At 44.2% G+C, this 13201-nt stretch carries 12 protein-coding genes; all 12 read left to right on the top strand.

Annotated elements, in window-relative coordinates; all coding sequences use genetic code 11:
• The first annotated feature begins 19 nt into the window (after positions 1-19).
• The 12 genes from VJL_RS17050 (at position 20) to VJL_RS16995 (ending at position 13165) form a co-directional block, all read left to right on the top strand.
• Positions 20-859, top strand: coding sequence for an ExeA family protein (locus VJL_RS17050; RefSeq protein ID WP_038864571.1), 840 nt, complete (start codon positions 20-22; stop codon positions 857-859).
• Positions 850-1947: a tetratricopeptide repeat protein gene (locus tag VJL_RS17045; RefSeq protein WP_038879734.1), complete on the top strand. Its 1098-nt coding sequence runs from the start codon at positions 850-852 to the stop codon at positions 1945-1947. Before VJL_RS17050 ends, VJL_RS17045 begins: the two co-directional genes overlap by 10 nt.
• Positions 1944-3668, top strand: a complete 1725-nt coding sequence (gene mshE / locus VJL_RS17040) for an MSHA fimbrial ATPase MshE (RefSeq protein WP_038879733.1) — start codon at positions 1944-1946, stop codon at positions 3666-3668. The genes VJL_RS17045 and mshE overlap by 4 nt, the downstream gene beginning before the upstream one ends.
• A gap of 8 nt (positions 3669-3676) precedes the next feature.
• Positions 3677-4900 (top strand): type II secretion system F family protein, encoded by a 1224-nt coding sequence (locus VJL_RS17035; protein ID WP_038879730.1) that lies wholly within the window; start codon positions 3677-3679, stop codon positions 4898-4900.
• 4 nt (positions 4901-4904) lie between these two features.
• Positions 4905-5366 (top strand): hypothetical protein, encoded by a 462-nt coding sequence (locus tag VJL_RS17030; protein WP_038864562.1) that lies wholly within the window; start codon positions 4905-4907, stop codon positions 5364-5366.
• Between the two features lie 290 nt (positions 5367-5656).
• Positions 5657-6112, top strand: coding sequence for a type II secretion system protein (locus VJL_RS17025; RefSeq protein ID WP_038879728.1), 456 nt, complete (start codon positions 5657-5659; stop codon positions 6110-6112).
• A 69-nt stretch (positions 6113-6181) separates the two neighbouring features.
• Positions 6182-6412, top strand: coding sequence for a type II secretion system protein (locus VJL_RS17020; protein ID WP_038879725.1), 231 nt, complete (start codon positions 6182-6184; stop codon positions 6410-6412).
• A 119-nt stretch (positions 6413-6531) separates the two neighbouring features.
• On the top strand, positions 6532-7080 hold the full coding sequence (locus VJL_RS17015) for a type II secretion system protein (protein ID WP_038879722.1): 549 nt from the start codon (positions 6532-6534) through the stop codon (positions 7078-7080).
• Positions 7077-7676: a type IV pilus modification PilV family protein gene (locus tag VJL_RS17010; RefSeq protein WP_038879721.1), complete on the top strand. Its 600-nt coding sequence runs from the start codon at positions 7077-7079 to the stop codon at positions 7674-7676. The genes VJL_RS17015 and VJL_RS17010 overlap by 4 nt, the downstream gene beginning before the upstream one ends.
• Positions 7676-8389, top strand: a complete 714-nt coding sequence (locus VJL_RS17005) for a PilW family protein (protein WP_038879718.1) — start codon at positions 7676-7678, stop codon at positions 8387-8389. Before VJL_RS17010 ends, VJL_RS17005 begins: the two co-directional genes overlap by 1 nt.
• Positions 8379-8822, top strand: coding sequence for an MSHA biogenesis protein MshP (locus tag VJL_RS17000; RefSeq protein ID WP_038879715.1), 444 nt, complete (start codon positions 8379-8381; stop codon positions 8820-8822). The genes VJL_RS17005 and VJL_RS17000 overlap by 11 nt, the downstream gene beginning before the upstream one ends.
• An 8-nt stretch (positions 8823-8830) precedes the next feature.
• Entirely contained in the window at positions 8831-13165 is a 4335-nt protein-coding gene (locus tag VJL_RS16995; RefSeq protein ID WP_038879712.1) for a DUF6701 domain-containing protein, read from the top strand.
• Positions 13166-13201: the final 36 nt, after the last annotated feature.

Raw genomic sequence — 13201 nt, 5'->3', positions numbered from 1 at the left:
GTGGTTTTGTGATTCGACTATGTACTTGTCGCATTTTGGATTTCGAGTTCAGCCTTTCTCTCTAACCCCAAACACAGAAATGTTTCTGGGGTTAGTCCCTCATTATGAGGCCATTCAAACTATTATGGCTGCGGTCAAAATGGGAGAAGGGGTTATCAAGGTGACTGGGGAAGTCGGCACAGGTAAAACGATGGTTTGCCGCAAGCTGATTGAGCAAATCGAATCACAAGTGGAATTGGTTTATTTGCCTAATCCAGTATTGAGCGGTGAGCAGCTTCAGTTTGCAGTCGCAAGAGAGCTTGGCATCGAAGATACCGACCCATTAAAAATCGTTTCACTGATTCAAGAGCATCTGATTGAAGTACACGCTTCAGGTAAGAACACTGTTCTTATTGTCGATGAGGCACAAGCGCTTTCAACAGAAGCACTCGAGACTCTACGTTTATTCGGCAACTTAGAAACCGAACAAGATAAGCTGATCCAATTGGTTTTATTTGGTCAGCCTGAATTGGATGAGCGTTTAGAAACGCATGAACTCAGACAGTTTCGTCAACGCATTACGTTCAGTTGCCAACTTCGCCCTCTCTCTATTGAAGAAGGGGTGGCGTACATCAATAACCGTTTAGACAAGGCCGGTAATGGTGCGCACATCTTTTCAATAGAGCAGAAGAAAGCCATTTGGCGTTCGGCGATGGGAATTCCTCGTTTGATTAACCAAATTAGCCATAAAGCCCTGCTTTCGGCGTTTAATGACCGTTGTACGCTTTTGAAAAATCAACACGTTTACGTTGCGATGCACGATACCTTCGATGCACGTAAACCTAAGTTTAAAACTCCAAGATTTTGGGGATGGAGCTAACCTTGAGTGCCATCAATAAAGCATTATCAGAACTTGCTGAAAAAGAATCGCCTTCGGATTTAACCAAGGCCGATATTCCGAGTATCTCACGTAGCAAACCGTGGCTTTGGCTCGTTGGTGGCTTTTCATTGAGCTTAGCCGTCGGCGGATGGGCTGTGTCTCAAGGTCCAGCGCCCGTTGAAAACATGGCGACGACTACCGTGATGTCCGTTAGTCAGGCTAATCGTCCTTCCGCTCAAGTGGTTGAAGTGAGCCACTCACCAACAAGTAAGGTGACGCCTGAGTTAGACAATGTGGTGTATGCGCAAAGAATTGAAAGACCCAAAGTAACGGTACAAGTTCCTGTGGTGAAAGCGGTTCCACAAGTCGACGATTTCGAGCCTCGTAAGCAAGTCGTCAGCGCACAAGAGCAGCCTATTTTATTAGCGAGTTTGAGTGGCAGTACGCAACAAACATCAACGGCAGCACAAGACAGTTCAATGCGTATTGAACAAGTGGAATTGACGCATCAACAGTTGGCGGAGAAAGCGCTAGGTCGTGCAGACAAAGCCATGGATGCCAATGACATGAAGACAGCACTGGCTGCTTTCTCCGAAGCATTGCGTTATCAACCAAGTAACGTCGAAGCTCGCCAGAAGCTATCGGCGCTTTACTTTGGTAAAGGGGATACACGCAAAGCTTATGAAATTCTACAAGCTGGCATTCAGCTCGATACAGATAACCAAGGTTTGCGTTTAGCGTTATCCAAGCTTTTAGTCAAAGCAGATCAACCAGAAGCAGCACTCAGCCCATTAGCCTACCTGCCGGATTCACCGACTCGTGATTATCTTGCGATGCGTGCTGCATTGGCTCAAAAGCAGAAGCAAAATGACATTGCGCTCGAAAGCTACCAGTTACTGACGCAGCGTGAACCAGAAAATGCACGCTGGTGGCTAGGCCTCGCGATTCAACAGGAGCGCACTTTAAGCTTTACATCGGCGATTGCTTCTTATCAGCAGGCGCTGGGTAAAGTGGGTATCTCAAATCAATCTCAGGCATTTATTCGTGATCGTCTGAACATCTTAAAACAACTGGAGAATGCGCAATGAGAATTCAGTTGAGAAAACGCCTTGGCGATCTGTTGGTTGAAGAAGGTATTGTTTCTGAAGACCAAGTGCAACAAGCGTTAGCGGCGCAGCATAGTACAGGGCAGAAGCTTGGTGATGCATTGATTGACCTTGGTTTTATCAGTGAAAAGCAGATGCTCGAGTTTTTATCGCAGCAACTGGGTTTACCGCTGATTGATTTAAGTCGTGCGCCTGTCGATGCAGAGGCGGTGCCGATTCTTCCTGAAGTTCATGCTCGACGCTTACGTGCCATGGTCGTCGCTCAAAATGGTGATACGTTGCGTGTTGCAATGAGTGATCCTGCGGATTTGTTTACTCAAGAGTCATTAATGAACTTGTTGGGCGAATACAATCTGGAATTCATCATTGCCCCTGAGCGTCAACTGGTTGAAAGCTTTGACCGTTACTACCGCCGAACCAAAGAAATCGCATCGTTTGCCGAGCAGTTGCAAGCTGAGCACCAAGATGTCGAGGCATTTGATTACGGTATTGACGGAGCAGACAGCGAAGAAGTTACGGTTGTTAAGCTGGTTAATTCGATGTTTGAAGATGCGGTTCAAGTGGGCGCTTCGGATATCCATATTGAACCAGACGACAAAGTCCTACGCTTGCGTCAGCGCGTCGATGGTGTGTTGCATGAAACGTTACTGAACGAAGTCAATATTGCTTCAGCTTTGGTACTTCGTCTTAAATTGATGGCGCATTTAGATATCTCCGAGAAGCGCTTGCCACAAGACGGTCGCTTTAATATCAAAGTACGTGGTCAGTCGATCGACATTCGTATGTCGACATTGCCGACTCAGTACGGCGAATCGGTGGTAATGCGTCTACTCAACCAATCCTCTGGTTTGCGTAAGCTTGAGGATTCTGGTTTGCCCGCAGAGTTGCTTTCGCGTCTTCGTCGCCAACTGTCTCGCCCTCACGGTATGATCTTGGTTACCGGCCCGACGGGTTCTGGTAAAACCACCACGCTTTACGGTGCGTTGAGTGAATTGAACGAGCCGGGTAAAAAAATCATCACCGCAGAAGACCCGGTGGAATACCGATTACCTCGTATTACTCAGGTTCAAATCAACAGCAAAATTGACCTGACGTTCTCTCGCGTGCTGCGAACTTTCCTTCGTCAGGACCCGGATATCATTCTTATTGGTGAGATGCGTGACCAAGAGACGGTCGAAATCGGTTTGCGTGCCGCACTGACAGGTCACTTGGTATTAAGTACCTTGCACACTAACGATGCTGTTGATAGCGCTCTTCGTATGATCGACATGGGGGCGCCTGGTTACTTGGTGGCAAGTGCCGTGCGCGCGGTGGTTGCTCAGCGTCTAGTGCGCCGAGTTTGTCCGGATTGTAAAACGACAGAACAGCTTGATGGTGCTCGTCAACAATGGCTAGCGGGTCGATTCCCGAACCAAGTTGGTGCGACTTTCCATAAAGGTGTCGGTTGCCAAAACTGTAACTTAACGGGCTACCGAGGCCGAATCGGTGTGTTTGAAATGCTCGAGCTTGAGCATGAAATGATGGATAAGTTACGTGCAAACGACGCAGTGGGTTTTGCTCAAGTGGCTCGACGTTCAGGCAACTACAAGCCGCTGCTTGCTTCTGCAATGGAACTCGCATTGCAAGGCTCAGTCAGCTTGGATGAAGTGATGGCTCTGGGTGAAGGCGATGCTTCCGGTAAAATCGATCCAATTCTAATGTAGGTAAGTGAATGCCAACTTTTCGTTATCAAGGCCGCACCTTAGACGGCTCATCAACCAGTGGTAAAGTCGAGGCTGTAAATTCAGAATCGGCGGCGGAAGCGTTGATGAACAAGGGTATTATTCCCTTAAACCTGCGTTTAGAGAAAGAAGGGGTAAAGAGCAAAGTCAGTTTATCCAAACTGTTTGTGCCTGCTATTCCGCTTGAAGTCATTATCTTATTTTCTCGTCAGCTCTTTAGTCTGACCAAAGCGGGTGTACCGCTACTGCGTTCTATGCGTGGTTTGCTACAAAACTGCGAAAACAAGCAACTGAAAGAAGCGCTTGAAGATGTGGTTGCCGAGTTAAGCAACGGTCGTGGTTTGTCTTCAGCAATGCAACCTCACACCAAAGTGTTCAGTCCGCTGTTTGTGTCGATGATCAACGTAGGTGAAAACACCGGTCGTCTTGATGAAGCATTGCTGCAATTAGCTAACTATTACGAGCAAGAGCTGGAGACGCGTAAGCGCATCAAAGCTGCAATGCGCTATCCAACCTTTGTGATTGTTTTTATTACCATTGCGATGTTTATTTTGAACATTCTGGTTATCCCTGAATTTGCCTCTATGTTCACTCGTTTCGGTGTGGAACTGCCATTGCCTACACGAGTCTTGATTGCGACGTCTAACTTTTTTGTTAATTACTGGGGCTTGTTGATTGCTGCCATCGTTGGTGCGTTCTTAATCTTCCGCTCTTGGGTTGCAACTGCAGATGGGCGAGAGAAGTTCGATAAACTGCGCTTGAGATTACCCATTGTCGGCGACATTGTGAACCGTGCCCAGCTTTCTCGATTTTCAAGAACCTTCTCGTTGATGCTGAAATCCGGTGTGCCTCTAAACCAATCACTTGCATTGGCTGGTGAAGCGCTTGGCAACAAGTTCTTAGAAAACCGAATTCTTGAGATGAAATCGGCGATTGAAGCGGGTAGTACCATTTCTGTCACGGCAATCAACAGTAAGATTTTTACGCCTCTGGTCATCCAGATGATTGCCGTGGGCGAAGAAACGGGTCGAATTGATGAACTGCTATTGGAAGTTTCGGACTTTTATGACCGTGAAGTAGATTACGACTTAAAAACCCTGACTGCCCGAATAGAACCGTTACTTTTGGTCATTGTTGCGGGCATGGTGATGGTACTGGCATTGGGTATCTTCCTGCCGATGTGGGGGATGCTGGACATCATCAAAGGCGGCTAACGGGGTGGTTGAAAATCAAAGTCGAGCGACACTGATTCTTGCTGCTGTCGTTGGAATTATTGTGCTTGCCGCATTTATGCAAAAGTTAAAACCGATAGAGCAAGAAGCGCAAGAAACAGGAGCGAAACTTGCTAAGGTTTGGATGCAAGATAGTGTGCAACGATACCACCAAGCTTGGCTCGTTCATGGAGAGCCTAAGTTGCTGTTAATGGACGGTTTTGAGCTTAATATGACAGAAGGGGGCTTAGTGTCACCTTTCAAATCAAGCGGTGCGCTTGATTGTGACTATTGGTTGGCGGTCCATTACCCGCAACGTAAAATTATGGCGAGCGAGTTGTTAGAAATTCGTGGAGCAATTAAAAGTAATAGTTATACATGTGACTATACTTATGAAAATGGACAGAGAGTTGTTGTTATATCGAACGCTAATCGTCTGAAAATAGACGTCGAAATGTCGGCGGAGTGATTTTTTTGACACTTTAGTACTATAAATAGGAATGAAAGTCGGTATAATGCAAACATTACCATAAGCAAAAGGTTGTAATAAAAAGTAAACCACAAGGTGATTCACTTTTTATCTCGGCTTTAACTTAACAATGGCGAATCGTCATTCTGCTCAAGCGGTAGAAAAAGGGCTCAATGGATAAACCTTGGTTTATCGTTGAGATGCCACACCGTTTTGACATTATCCAAAATGGTCGCATGACCGATAAAACTTTGCAGTCACTCTGCATGCTTACATAGAGAGAGTAAACAATGAAAAGACAAGGTGGTTTCACCCTTATCGAATTGGTAGTGGTAATTGTAATCCTAGGTATTCTAGCGGTAACTGCAGCACCACGTTTCCTTAACCTGCAAGACGATGCTCGTAATTCAGCTCTTGAAGGCCTAAAAGGCGCGATGGCTGGTGCGGCTGGCATTACTTACGGTAAAGCTGCAATTGAAGGTAAAGAATCGATTGAAAATGGCGCAATCAGTATTGGTTCAAGCACTATCAACCTTAACTACGGTTACCCTAAAGCTACTGAAGCAGATCTAAACCTAGTTGTTGAAGGCTTAGAGGATGATTGGAAGAAAGTTAGTGGTGGTGCTTCAAGTGATACGACGATCACTTATGGCTACGACGGCTACACTAAGTGTTACGTAACTTATACGCAAGCTGATGCAAATAATGCAGCTAAAGCTGAAGTAGTTGGTTCATGTAAAGACTAACTACTTAAATCAAAGGCCAGCTAGTCTGGCCTTTAACTCTTTATTTTGATTAATCTCGGAATAGTACATATGCGCAAATCATCGGGTCTTAGTGCAATAGAATTTTTGGTTGTGCTGATTATCTTGGGTGTGGTCGGTTATGTGGTATTACCAAGATTTATCAGCTTCGAGCCAGAAACTTACGAAGCAAAGTGGGAGCAAACTAAGCAAACCGCTGAGCACGTTTCTGAGACGTTAAGCAACAAAGAAACTTACGATCGAATTGAAGAAGAATTGGAGCGCTCAAAAGGGGATAAATAATCTATTGATGGTTATTTGTACGCTTGCTCACAGTTCGAATTTAAAACTTATAAACCTATCATTATTCTCATAATTTCATCGTATACTTACTTCGCTTGTCCTAAGCCTAAGGTTGGGTTATGAAAATTCGCAGCTCTACATTAGGGTTTACATTAATGGAGCTGATCCTAGTGATCGTCCTCCTTTCCATTCTTTCTCTCTACGCTGCTAGCCGCTTTATGGGTAAGGGCAGTGTTTCTGCGTTTGCGCTTCAAGAGCAGGCTATTTCAGTGATTCGCCAAGTACAGGTGAATCGCATGCAGTCGAATATCAATATCCCAAACAAGTCTTATCCTGAAAGGTGCCTACCCAGTAGCTACAAAGCTGGAGAGGACTCTAGCTACACTAACTTTTGTCTATCGATTACGAATACTTGTATAGGATCTAGTGCGGCGTGCAATTTGGTTAGTAAGAAACGAGATGCTCGAAGCGATGTTGTTATCGATAACTCAGCTCAGTTTTCTATTATTAATGGTGCCTCTAGTCCTATCGAATTTGATCTATTGGGCAATCCTCTCAATGCTTCATCTGCTGGTGTTTCTATTCTTATTCAAGATAAAAACGGTCAAAGCCGGTGCCGAGTATTGATTAACCCTCAGGGTTATGTTTCGGAGGGAACATGCTCATGAGAAAGCACATTGGTATGACGCTTATTGAGATGATCATTGCCATCGTTCTTATGGGGATTGCGATGGTAGCGTTTACGTCTTTTCTGGTTCCTCAAATTCGTGATTCAGCAATGCCTCATTATCAAATGCGTGCAGCAGCCTTAGGGCAGGGTTTTATGTCGCAAATATTGGCGCGCGGCTTTGACCAGTGGAGTGATTTTGATGGTGGGGTTGTTCGTTGTGGGGAGTCTAGTCTTAACCCTCATCCAGATAACCCGTCTAACGGTTGTTCGGCGACATTGGGTGTTGATACAAAGTATGGCGAAATTTCTAATAACCCAAGTACTTTTAATGATGTGGATGATTACATTGGCTGTTGGAGTACACCTACAACGGTAGGTCAGTGCCAAGGAGTGAAGCGTGGGAGTATTGCTGATGTATTAGGAAAGAGCGGTGAAGATAAATATCGCAATTTCCGTGTTGAGGTCGGAGTTGCGTACGACAACTTATCTGCGGCGAAAACGACAGGCATCACTAACTATAAAAAAATTACTATTACTATTTTTGCAAGCAACACTCAGCCATTAACACTCACTGCCATAAGAGGGAACTACTGATGAAAGCTCGTGGTTTTACCTTAATGGAAATGATCGTCACCATTGTGATCGGTAGTTTTATCATGCTCGGTATTGCGGGTTATGTTCAGCTTGGTATGAAAGGTTATGTGGATACAATTGACCGACAACGTATGCAAACTCAAGCGCAGTTTGTGTTGGAAAAAATGTCGCGTGAAATTCGTCACGCAGTCCCAAACAGCTTTCATGTACCTACCGGAACGACCAATTGCTTAGAGTTTGTTCCTATTGAGTATTCAGGGTTCTACACACTAACAAATAACGATTTGGAGTTCTTATTGGGCAATGACGCTGCGTTAAACCCGATGCCCGCTAACACTTGGATGGTTATTAATCCAAGCCGTTACGAAGATCTGCAACCTTCTTCTTCGCAAAGTTTAGATGTTGGTGGTCTAGCTAAAACTGGTGATGTCTTTGTTGTCAGTGGGGCAGCCAGTACGATAGGGGGCTCTTCTATTTCGAGTCGTCATTACGTCTATCAAGATAAGTCTGAAGTACGTTACTGCTTCGAGAATAAGCAAATAACGCGCAATGGAATTATAGTCGCGGATAGTGTCGATACTTCTGTAAGTGATATGCACTATCTAGAGCCAACGCTGCAACGTGGTGGTCTTGTACACGTCAATTTAGAGTTCATTCAAAACGGGGAGCGTAGTGTTTACCAACAAGACGTGCAGGTGCTCAATGTTCCGTAGAAATGTCCAACAAGGTAGTGTTCTGATCGTCGTGTTGTTTGTCATCATTGTGATGGGGTACTTAGCTGCTTCTTTGATGAGAGTAAGTTGGTCAAACCAAAGTACATTAACGAGAGAATTCTTGGGCACCAAAGCTTGGTTTATTGCTCAATCTGCCAATGAATGGGCACTAACTCAGCTTTATCCATTAAACACTGATAGCTCCGTCATCGCTGATGTTTGCTCTAAGATTGAAAGCGGTAATACATCTCCTCCTACACAGATTACACAAGGCTCGGGTTGCCGAATCAATACTATGACATGTTCAAATATCGGTACCTTTAACGCAGGTACCTCTGAAGCTGAATCTCTTTTCAGAGTGCAAGCCACAGCAGTTTGTGGTTCCGGGGTTGCACAAGTACAGCGCCAACAAGAGATTTGGGTTAGGGAGTAAATAAAATAATGAAAAAAATAATATTAATCATAATTACAATGCTTGCTTGCCTGCTTAATGTTCCTGCTCAAGCTGCTACTTGTGATGTGTGGGGAAATAAAGATTTTACTGTAACCTTTAATGTGGTTGGTCCTGCATCAAGTAGCTATGTGTATTTAGAGCACAGTGGACGCCATCCTCGCGAAGTGCTTTGGTATAATGGCTATGAATATGGTAATGCAAACTACTACTTCGATGAGCCTAATTTATTAGCAGGTCAACCTTATAAAATTCGTCTTGAACATCAGGTTAGCCATAATTCTGGAACGTTAAAATATTATCGCAAGTTTGCTGGGGAAAGTGACTGGCAACTAATTAGTACAATAAATCATGTTAACTTGAAAAATGGTAAGTTACGTCTTTATGAACAAGGAAGCCCTAGTGGACTTGACTGTAGCGGTAATACTCCCGCTCCGATAGAGCCTGAATTGCCAGATAATGTATGTCAGTACTTTCCTCAGCCAATTCAAGGGATGAAAGGCTACACTGAGAATACGCTTAACATACCAAACAAGAGTGCGCGTGCGCTCGGGTGGTCTGAAGAGTACAAGAGCTTTTATACAGTTACAAATAAAGAAGATCTATTTTACTACTCCCCGAATGCTCAAAAACCGAATAAGCCTCGGTATATCTTGGCTGGTTTTGATAAAGCGAACGTAGATGATGCTCGAGATAGATTATATCGTTTTCCTATTTGTGGAAGTGATTCGGGGTGTGATATCGGTAATAATGATACGCAACTAGAAGCGAGAAAAGCGTCTGAACCTACAGGTGTTCCTACCGACTTTGGCGACCGTTCATTGTCGTTAGAGGCTCATAATATCGGCTATAAGTGTGACAATACTAACTTGTGTAGCGCGACACGCTACTCTGTAAATGGTAAGAGTGGAATCGAGATTAAAATCGAAAAGAATCTTGATAGCTTATGGATAGGTCAGAACAACTCACCTTTTGATCAAATTAAAGTAATTTTACCCGACGGTACCAATGTTCGTAATTTCAGAGCTGAAGCGGGTCCTAGAGATGACTTGAGAATTGTTATTCCTCAAGATTCTACTGTCACTTTTGAGCGTTGGGAGCATGTTGGGCACACTAAGTATTCTTTTTATAACAACTCCAGAATCAACGTGAGTGGTAACTCAGTTGTTTTCTCTAATCCTATTGATGTCACAACAAACTACTACGCGACAATTTATGCACCAAATGCGTTAGTGAATTTTCAAACAAAATCTGAACAATTCTATGGGTTTATCTTAGCTGATACTGTTAATTTCAATAACCCAATTACGGTGCATGGTTCAGTAACAGCGCGTCATTTGACAATGAAGAAAAATGTCGTGATTCAAAAGCCTGATTATTCGTGCCCTGTGGAACCTCCAGTCCAGCAATGTAATTTACTTCCAATGGAAACGTTCAGTTCATCTAATGTTGATAACTGGTCTGTTATTGGTTATGGCAGCAGCGTTAAGCCACAAGTAGTTAATGGACGATTTCGACTCAATGATAATAGAGCTCGTCAAGCGACAGCTTCTGCTTACAACTACTTGTTCCCGTCCGATGGGAACTACTTAGAAATTGAGTTCGATCACTTTGCTTATGGTGGTGGCTATAATGGTGCAGATGGCGTTGCTTTGGTTATCTCTGATGCTAATGTGCCTCCGCAAACAGGGGCTTTCGGCGGACCATTGGGCTATGGTATGAAACTACACAAAAACCACTCTGGTGAGGTGTCTCATGATGTAGAGGGCTTTGCTGGTGGATGGTTAGGTATAGGTATCGATGAATACGGCAACTTTTACCGAGAAGGTGGGGAAAACCTTGCTAGTCATGGCTCTGCAAACAGTGTTGGCGTGCGTGGTGCAGGCATTAAAGACAACAACGGTAAATGGCTAAAAGGTTACAAGTACATCAAAGGAAAGCAGTTTAACCAACCGTTAGATAATCGTTCGAGCACTCCTCATCGTTACAAGGTTATTTTGAACTCTCGTAATTCGGGAGTGATTACTCTATCCGTACAGCGAAAGGTTGGAGTTAATGGGCAATGGCATACAGTAATTAGTGATTTTGATGTATTAACTGAAGGGAACTTTAATTACACACCTGAAAACTTCCGTATTTCAGTTACTGCTTCCACGGGGGCACTTACAAACACACACGAAATGGATAACTTCCAAGTTTGTGCTGACAAATACCAGAAAATAACGGAAGGCATTCACCACTTCGAATTTGATTACGCTGGTACTGGCAGTATTTGTCAGGCGTCCGAGGTAACACTACGAGCGTGTATGGATGCTTCTTGTTCGAAAACGTACCCATCTTCAGTACTGAGCTCTAACCCAGGAGCAACGGTTGATCCTGTGACGGTTTCCTTATTACCGCAATCAGATTCCCTTGTCGCATGGGAAGGGGACGATCGTGTTACGTTCTCTGATTCTGTTTCATTGAAGCTACAAGCATTCCAATCAGGTTCAGCAAAGCTTGGTATTGCAAGTAGCTCGGTTCCGCAGTTTGGTTTTGACGGTGCGAAGTGTCGTATCGCAGGTGGTCCACTATCTGAGCAAAACTGTAATATCGTATTTAACTCTGCGGCATTGGGTGTAACGGTTCCAGATAAGGTTGCTGGTAAGCCATTCTTCAATACCAAAGGACAGGCACAATATAGCAACCAAAGTTCGCCTTATTTGGAGTTTTGTAGCTCACCAAGCCAACAGGGCGGTGACGGCGAAAATCGAGATGTTCAGCTATCCATTGAAAGAATCGAACCTACAAGCAATGCAGTATCAGTTCCCGCTTATGTCGCTTTCAAAAAGCGAGATGGCACTTTTAGTAACGAGGTTACAGTTGGGACAAATACTGTTGAGGTTGCCGATGTCTACTTTAACAAGCAAGGCAAAGCTTATTTCAATTTGAAGTATCCAGAGGCAGGTAAAGTCGCGCTGAAGGCGAAAATAAAAGATGAAAAGGATTCGTTAGGACAGAATAGCTTTGTGAGTTTTCCAGCATATCTCAAATTGACGGTTGATGGTGGTCTGTGTGGTTCAGGCTCTTGTAGCCAGAAACTTGTTGCTGCTGGAGAAGAGTTCACGATGAAAGTGACGGCTTATCAATTTGGTGATGACAAGAAGCCTGCACAAAACTATCAACAATCAGGTCTGACGATTAGTCATAAAGTGTCTTACCCGAAGTTTGATAGTGCGATTGCTGGCACTTTAGGGACGACTACATACGATCATATCAAGCTAACTAATGGTATGGGGTCAGTGACGCAAACTGTGTCCGAAGTTGGTGCTTTTGATTTTACGATTACACCACCTGAAACGTATCTCGGCAGTAAAGCTTTCACCATTACGCCAGCAGAAGAAAATATTGGTCGTTTCTACCCTAAGTATTTCCGAGTTGATGAAGCGAAAGGAAATCAATGGGCTTACTCACATAAAGAAAATTTTGCTTATATGGGACAAGGCTTTGGAGTCGAGGAGTTTTATGTTGAGGCATTAAATGCGGGTAAAGGCGCTTTAACAAACTATGCTTTCTTCTCTAGTGGCTTACAAGCAAAGTTTGGTTTGAAAGATACTAGCTCTTATCAGTCTCGTTTTATTTTGAACAAAACCTATACGGGGATTTGGGTAAATAATGGTGCAGCTTATGTCTCTTCAAGAAGTTTAGGTAGGTTTACTGGTTCAACGACGGATGGGTTAGAGCTATTAAAAGGTTCTGGCACAAGTTATCCAGATGGTCCGCTTAACTTTAAAGAGAATGTTAAAGATACGGTGATATCAATCAAAGCCGCGGAGAATACGGACCCAGTATCTATCGATGGGAGTGAGGGAGTATTGCCGACTCAACCAGACATCCGCTTTGGCCGTGTAGACCTAGATGATGTTGGTGGTAACCAAGGAACGATACTCCGAGTGCCTTTGCGAGTTGAATACTGGAATGGTAGCCGCTTTATCGCCAACCCTGATGATAGCCAAACTGATGTGAAAGGTATCACTGCTGCTGAAACGCATATTTGGCCAACAGGTAATGATGCAGCTCCTAAAGCGGTTACATTGGGAGCTGGTGGTAAAGTTTCTGATGGTTACTCTCGAACGGTAACGGCTAAAGAAGCGGAGTCATATCGTCAGCAGACGCGCGTCTGGTTAGATCTTGATGCCTCTGCAAATGGTTTACCTTGGCTCAAATATAATTGGGACAACAGTCAAGCTGGTGAAGAAAACCCATCATCGGTCGTCACGTTTGGTATTCACCGTGGTAATGATCGCGTGATTTACCGTGGAGAACCGGGCTTAACCGGACAGTAACAAGTTAGGTTTCTTGCGTTAAGTAAGGAAACTGCA

This window comes from Vibrio jasicida CAIM 1864 = LMG 25398 (genome assembly GCF_000400365.1).
Classification (GTDB): domain Bacteria; phylum Pseudomonadota; class Gammaproteobacteria; order Enterobacterales; family Vibrionaceae; genus Vibrio; species Vibrio jasicida.
Note: the sequence above shows the minus strand (reverse complement) of the source record. Positions and strands in the feature narration are given on the sequence as shown.